This is a genomic window from Streptomyces pseudogriseolus (assembly GCA_002154585.1).
Lineage (GTDB): Bacteria > Actinomycetota > Actinomycetes > Streptomycetales > Streptomycetaceae > Streptomyces > Streptomyces pseudogriseolus.
In genome coordinates, this window is record MUNG01000334.1 from 1 (window position 1) to 5696 (window position 5696).

Here is a 5696-nt window from a genome sequence, read left to right on the forward strand (position 1 = left end):
CACGGTTCGAAGCCCCCGGTCGCAGGACCGGGGGCTTCGAACCGTGTGGACGATACTGGGATTGAACCAGTGACCTCTTCCGTGTCAGGGAAGCGCTCTCCCGCTGAGCTAATCGTCCTCGGGACCACGACCACTCCGCGGAGCGGATCATGGGCATTGTGTGCGCGATACTGGGATTGAACCAGTGACCTCTTCCGTGTCAGGGAAGCGCTCTCCCGCTGAGCTAATCGCGCGGGGTTCGGATCTTCGCAGATCCAGGATCCGGAGATCCAGTGGACGATACTGGGATTGAACCAGTGACCTCTTCCGTGTCAGGGAAGCGCTCTCCCGCTGAGCTAATCGTCCTTGGAGGTGGAGACGGGATTTGAACCCGTGTAGACGGCTTTGCAGGCCGTTGCCTCGCCTCTCGGCCACTCCACCAGGAGTGTAGGGGACCGGGAAGCCCCCTCTTCCTTCGAGCGGACGACGAGGCTCGAACTCGCGACCTCAACCTTGGCAAGGTTGCGCTCTACCAACTGAGCTACGTCCGCCTGTCGTTTCGGTCCGCTTGCGCGTCCCGGCGACGAACTGAACTCTAGCGGATTCCGGGGCCAGCACAAAAACCCGTTTGTGCAGCGTGCTGCGCTGCGCCTGCTCAGGGGCGTGGTCACGTCACCCACGCGCCCCCGCCATAGACTCGTGGCGTGCACGACCTGCCACCTCTCGCGCGCTTCGGTGACCGCGTCGCCACCGGCCTCGCCGACGTCACCGACGACCCCGCCGCCCTCGACTCCACGGGCTTCTGGGCCGTCGCCGCCGACTTCGAGGGGCGCCTGACCTGCGCCCGGTTCCGGGACGTCCGCACCGAGCCCGTACCGCCGCCCGCCCCGGGCGCCTGGCGCGGACCGGCCGCCGGCGACTGGACGTCCTCCCTCGACCGCGCCGCGTACACGGCGGCGGTGGGCCGGATACGCGACCACATCGCGGCGGGCGAGGTGTACCAGGCGAACCTCTGCCGCGTCCTGTCCGCGCCGGTGCCCGCGGACGCCGACGTGGACGCCCTCACCGCCCTGCTGGCGCGCGGCAACCCCGCGCCGTACGCAGGAACGATTCGGCTGCCGCGGCACGGCGTGGAGATCGCCACCGCCTCGCCCGAGCTGTTCCTCCGCCGGGACGGCCGCGTCGTCGAGTCCGGGCCGATCAAGGGCACCGGCCGCACCGAGGCGGACCTGCTGGAGAAGGACTACGCCGAGAACGTCATGATCGTCGACCTGGTCCGCAACGACATCGGACAGGTCTGCGCCACCGGCACGGTCACCGTCCCCGACCTCTGCGCCGTCGAGAAGCACCCGGGCCTGGTCCACCTCGTCTCCACGGTCCGCGGCGAACTGCGCGACGGCGAAGGCTGGCCCGCGCTGCTGCGCGCCGCCTTCCCGCCAGGCTCCGTCACCGGAGCGCCCAAGTCCAGCGCCCTGCGGATCATCGACGCGCTGGAGACCGCCCCGCGCGGCCCGTACTGCGGGGGCATCGGCTGGGTCGACGCCGACCGCGGCACCGGCGTGCTCGCCGTCGGCATCCGCACCTTCTGGATCGACCGGGGCACGGACGGCGCGGCCGTGCTGCGGTTCGGCACCGGCGCCGGCATCACCTGGGGTTCCGACCCCGAGGGGGAGTGGCGCGAGACCGAACTGAAGGCTTCCCGGCTGCTCGCGGTAGCGTCGGGGACGTACCAGGTGAGCGAAAGGATCCGGACGTGAAGATCTGGCTCGACGGCGCGCTGCGGGACTCCGAGACCGCCCGCGTCTCCGTCTTCGACCACGGACTGACCGTGGGCGACGGCATCTTCGAGACGGTGAAGGCCGTGGACGGCCGGCCGTTCGCCCTCACCCGGCACCTCGACCGGCTGACCCGCTCGGCCCGCGGACTCGGACTGCCCGACCCCGACCTCGACGAGGTCCGCCGCGCCTGCGCCGCCGTCCTTGAGGCCAACCCCGTGCCGCTCGGCCGGCTGCGCCTGACCTACACCGGCGGACACGGCCCGCTCGGCTCCGACCGCGGCGACCAGGGCCCGACCCTCGTGGTCGCCCTCGGCGGGACCGCCCGCCGCCCCGACACCACGGCCGTCGTCACCGTGCCCTGGACCCGCAACGAGCGCGGCGCGCTCACCGGCCTCAAGACCACCTCGTACGCCGAGAACGTCGTCGCCCTCGCCCGCGCCCACGAACACGGCGCCACCGAGGCGCTGTTCGCCAACACCGTCGGACAGCTCTGCGAGGGCACCGGGTCGAACGTCTTCGTCGTCCTCCACGGCGAGATCCACACCCCGCCGCTCGCCTCCGGCTGCCTCGCGGGCATCACCCGCGCCCTGGTCGCCGAGTGGACCGGCGCCAAGGAGACCGACCTGCCGCTGGACGTCCTGCGCGAGGCCGACGAGATCTTCCTCACCTCCACCCTGCGTGACGTGCAGGCCGTGCACCGCGTCGACGACCGCGAACTGTCCGCCGCCCCCGGCCCGGTGACGGCCAAGGCCATGCGGATCTTCGACGAGCGGTCCGCCGAGGACATCGACCCGTGAGGGGCCGGAAAACCGGCTGAAGCGGGGCGCGCGGCAGGGTAGAACACCTCTGATGACCACCACCCTGCGGCCGACCGAGCCGCTTCAGCGTAACCCCGACGGGACGCGTTCGCGCCACTTCCACGTCTGCGTCAACAGCCGTCCCGTAGGGGAGGTGCGCCTCGGCACGGACCCGGTCTTCGGGGACACCGTGGCCTGCATCGTCTCTCTGCGCATCGACGAACCCGACCGCGGGCGCGGCCGGGGCGCGGTGGCCGCCCTCGCGGCGGAGGAGGTGGCCCGCGGCTGGGGCTGCCGCCGCATCGAGGCCACCGTCCCCGCCGAACCGGGCACCGCCCTCACTCTCGCCACGGCGCTCGGCTACGTCGTGCGCAACCGGAACATGGAGAAGGCCCTCGGCGACACCCCGCCCGCCCTGCCGGACGGCACCCGCGCACGTCCCATGACCGAGGCGGAGTACGAGGTCTGGCAGGCCGAGAGCTCCGCGGACTACGCGCGCGAGTGGACGCGGCGCGGGGTGCCCGAGGAGGAGGCACAGGCCAAGGCCGCCGCCGACCAGGAGGCACTGCTGCCCGACGGCCTCGCCACGGAGGACATGGTCCTCAGCGTCCTCGAGCACGAGGGCACCGTGGTCGGCACGCTCTGGCTCGCCGTACGCGGGGAGCGCGCCTACGTGTTCGACGTGGAGACCCGGCCCGCACACCGGGGCCGGGGCCACGGGCGCAGCCTGATGCTCCTCGCCGAGGCCCAGGCGGCCGCCGCGGGCAACCGCACCATCGGCCTCAACGTGTTCGCCGGCAACACCCCGGCCGAACGGCTCTACGACTCGCTCGGCTACACCACGACCCGGTACTCGCTGTACAAGCCGCTGTAGCCGCAGGGCGGCCGGGACGGGCGACAGGACGGGCGGACAGGACGGGCGGGGTCAGGCACCCTGCCCGGCCAGCAGCCGGTCCGCGATCTCCTCGATCCGCGCGCGCAGCCCCTCCTGGCTCTTGCCGCCGTCGAGCCGCTCCCCGCCGATGACGTACGTCGGCGTCCCGCTCACCCCGATCGCCTTGCCCTCGGCCTGGTCCGCGTCGACCACCAGGATGTGCCGGCCGTCGATCAGCGCGGTGTCGACCTCGTCGGCGTCGAGACCCAGCTCCCGGGCGACCTCGACCAGCACCGCCTCACCCCGGCGCTCCAGCTCCTCGACCCGGCCCAGCACGGCCTCCGCATAGTCCCAGCCGCGGCCCTGCTCCCACGCCTCCTCGGCGGCCTGCGCCGCGGCGAAGGCGTGCTTGTGCTTCTCCAGCGGGAAGTGCCGCAGCCGGATCTCCAGCCGGTCGCCGTACCGGGCCCGCAGGGCGCGGAGGTCGTCAAGGGCGGTACGGCAGTCGGAACACTGGAGCTCGCACCACACGTCGAGGACGGGGGCGGCGGGGCGGGCGGGGGAGGAGTCGCTCATGCCAACAGTCTTCCAGCCGGTCCCCGGCACCACCCAATCCGCCCCCGGGCCCTGCGGCCCGCGCCCACGGCCCTGAGATCCCTCAGGTGCGGGCCGACCGGCACCTGCGGAGGAGCCGTGACCCGGAGATGTCCCTGATGTCCGCCCCGGCCATGGCTGCTCCGGGCCCACCGGGTGCAGGATGGAAGGGACGGAAGACGAAGACCCTCGCGACCGCACGCACGCTGCCCTGGAGGACCGGATGATTGCCGAGACCGTCTGCTCCGCCGTCGCCGCGGCAGGCCTGGGCATCGCGGTGGTCGCGGCCTACCGCAAGCGCTACCTCACGGCGACCCGCATCGCCGCGTACGCGCTGGTGCCGCTCGGGCTGGTGATGACCGGCGTCGTCGAGTGGCTCGCGGACACCGCTTTCAGCCCGACGGCATGGGCGGGCTTCGGCGTGCTGGGCCTGTCCTGGCTGCTGTTCGCCACGACCCGCACGGTCGAGCGCCGGCGCGGCGGCACGCGCAAGGAACGCAAGGCGGCCCGGGAAGCGGCACGGGAGACGAGCGCCCCCGCCGCCACGGCGCCGGGCGCGTCCGCACCCGCCCTCGGACAGGCCGCCTCCCGCGGGCAGGGTCCCGCACCCCGGCAGAAGCCGGCCGCGCAGGGCGACGACGACTTCAGCGACATCGAGGCCATCCTCAAGAAGCACGGCATATGAACGCCCAGGACCACATGCGTCACAGCAGGTCCCGGACCGCGCGGAAACGATCACGCTCTGACCGGTAGACCGCGCTTTCCGTGTACCGACATGATTTCCGTGGGTGTTGATCGCGTCCGGCCCGTCCGATGCGTCATCATCGCGGCGAGATGCTGGACACGACACAGAGCGATGCCGCGCCGCAGCAGGACGAGCCGCGCGGATGCCTCTTCGCCCTATCCCAGCCACCGCTGATGATCTTCCTTGCGGTGATCGGGTGTCTGCTGCTCTCGGCCGCGTTGCACGACCTGCTGTGGCTCTGAGCCGTACCCGCGGTTCCCGGCGTCACCCGTCGGGACCGCGTCGGCACGGACCTCTCCGGTGACGCTCCGTCGCGGCGGGGCGGGTCAGCCCGCCGCCTCCTTGCGGCGCGCCCGGTAGGCGGCGACATGCAGCCGGTTGCCGCAGGTGCGGCTGTCGCAGTAGCGGCGCGAGCGGTTGCGGGACAGGTCGACAAAGGCGTGCCGGCAGTCCGGCGCCTCGCAGCGGCGCAGACGCTCCTGCTCACCGGCGACCACGAAGAACGCCAGCGCCATCCCGCAGTCGGCGGCCAGATGGTCGGCCACGGAGGCGCCCGGGGCGAAGTAGTGCACGTGCCAGTCGTAGCCGTCGTGGTCGGTGAGCCGGGGAGTGGTGCCGGCGGCCGCGATCAGCTCGTTGATCAAGGTGGCGGCCCCGCGGGCGTCGGGAGCGGCGAACACCGCGGCGAACCGGCCGCGGATCTTGCGCACCGCGGCCAGGTCGAACTCGGTGAGCACCCCGACCTCGCTGACCTCGTGGTCCCGCACGAACGCCTCGAGGGCCGCGACGTCCGGCAACCCGTCCGGAGTCGCGCCGTCGTCCTCCGGTGCGGTGTTCACCAGGTCCACCACGGTGTCCAGCGCGCACCGGGTGTCATGGGTGATCAGCACGATTCGCTCCCTGGCCTGGGGGTCGGGCGGGCGCCCGCC

The 5696-nt window shown here is 72.5% G+C and carries 7 protein-coding genes and 5 tRNA genes; 5 read left to right on the plus strand and 7 right to left on the minus strand.

Going from position 1 to position 5696, the window contains the following annotated elements:
* Positions 1–46: 46 nt before the first annotated feature.
* The 5 genes from CCN29_RS26225 to CCN29_RS26245 form a co-directional block, all read right to left on the minus strand.
* Positions 47–118 (minus strand) — tRNA-Val (locus CCN29_RS26225).
* A 43-nt stretch (positions 119–161) separates the two neighbouring features.
* Positions 162–233: transfer RNA gene (locus CCN29_RS26230), tRNA-Val, on the minus strand.
* 40 nt (positions 234–273) lie between these two features.
* A tRNA-Val gene (locus CCN29_RS26235) sits at positions 274–345 on the minus strand.
* A gap of 1 nt (position 346) precedes the next feature.
* Positions 347–420 (minus strand) — tRNA-Cys (locus tag CCN29_RS26240).
* A 37-nt stretch (positions 421–457) separates the two neighbouring features.
* A tRNA-Gly gene (locus tag CCN29_RS26245) sits at positions 458–530 on the minus strand.
* A 153-nt stretch (positions 531–683) separates the two neighbouring features.
* Here CCN29_RS26245 and CCN29_RS26250 point away from each other — a divergent pair.
* From CCN29_RS26250 to CCN29_RS26260, 3 genes are read left to right on the plus strand one after another with little or no spacing between them, the layout of a single operon-like run.
* Positions 684–1736: a chorismate-binding protein gene (locus CCN29_RS26250; protein WP_031022764.1), complete on the plus strand. Its 1053-nt coding sequence runs from the start codon at positions 684–686 to the stop codon at positions 1734–1736.
* Positions 1733–2554, plus strand: a complete 822-nt coding sequence (locus CCN29_RS26255; protein WP_006130388.1) for an aminotransferase class IV — start codon at positions 1733–1735, stop codon at positions 2552–2554. Before CCN29_RS26250 ends, CCN29_RS26255 begins: the two co-directional genes overlap by 4 nt.
* 52 nt (positions 2555–2606) lie before the next feature.
* Positions 2607–3428: a GNAT family N-acetyltransferase gene (locus CCN29_RS26260; protein WP_006130387.1), complete on the plus strand. Its 822-nt coding sequence runs from the start codon at positions 2607–2609 to the stop codon at positions 3426–3428.
* Between the two features lie 51 nt (positions 3429–3479).
* On the opposite strand, the gene CCN29_RS26265 is transcribed toward CCN29_RS26260, so the two are convergent.
* Positions 3480–4004 carry a DsbA family protein gene (locus CCN29_RS26265; protein WP_006130386.1) on the minus strand — a complete coding sequence of 175 codons (525 nt, stop codon included), beginning with the start codon at positions 4002–4004 and terminating at the stop codon, positions 3480–3482.
* Positions 4005–4245: 241 nt separating this feature from the next.
* On the opposite strand from CCN29_RS26265, the gene CCN29_RS26270 reads away from it, so the two are divergent.
* Together CCN29_RS26270 and CCN29_RS36245 are read left to right on the plus strand one after the other, a co-directional pair.
* Positions 4246–4707 (plus strand): hypothetical protein, encoded by a 462-nt coding sequence (locus tag CCN29_RS26270; protein ID WP_086684961.1) that lies wholly within the window; start codon positions 4246–4248, stop codon positions 4705–4707.
* Between the two features lie 149 nt (positions 4708–4856).
* Positions 4857–5009 (plus strand): hypothetical protein, encoded by a 153-nt coding sequence (locus tag CCN29_RS36245; RefSeq protein ID WP_006130384.1) that lies wholly within the window; start codon positions 4857–4859, stop codon positions 5007–5009.
* Positions 5010–5093: 84 nt separating this feature from the next.
* Here CCN29_RS36245 and CCN29_RS26275 read toward each other — a convergent pair whose 3' ends face one another.
* On the minus strand, positions 5094–5657 hold the full coding sequence (locus CCN29_RS26275; protein ID WP_006130383.1) for a CGNR zinc finger domain-containing protein: 564 nt from the start codon (positions 5655–5657) through the stop codon (positions 5094–5096).
* Between the last annotated feature and the right edge of the window lie 39 nt (positions 5658–5696).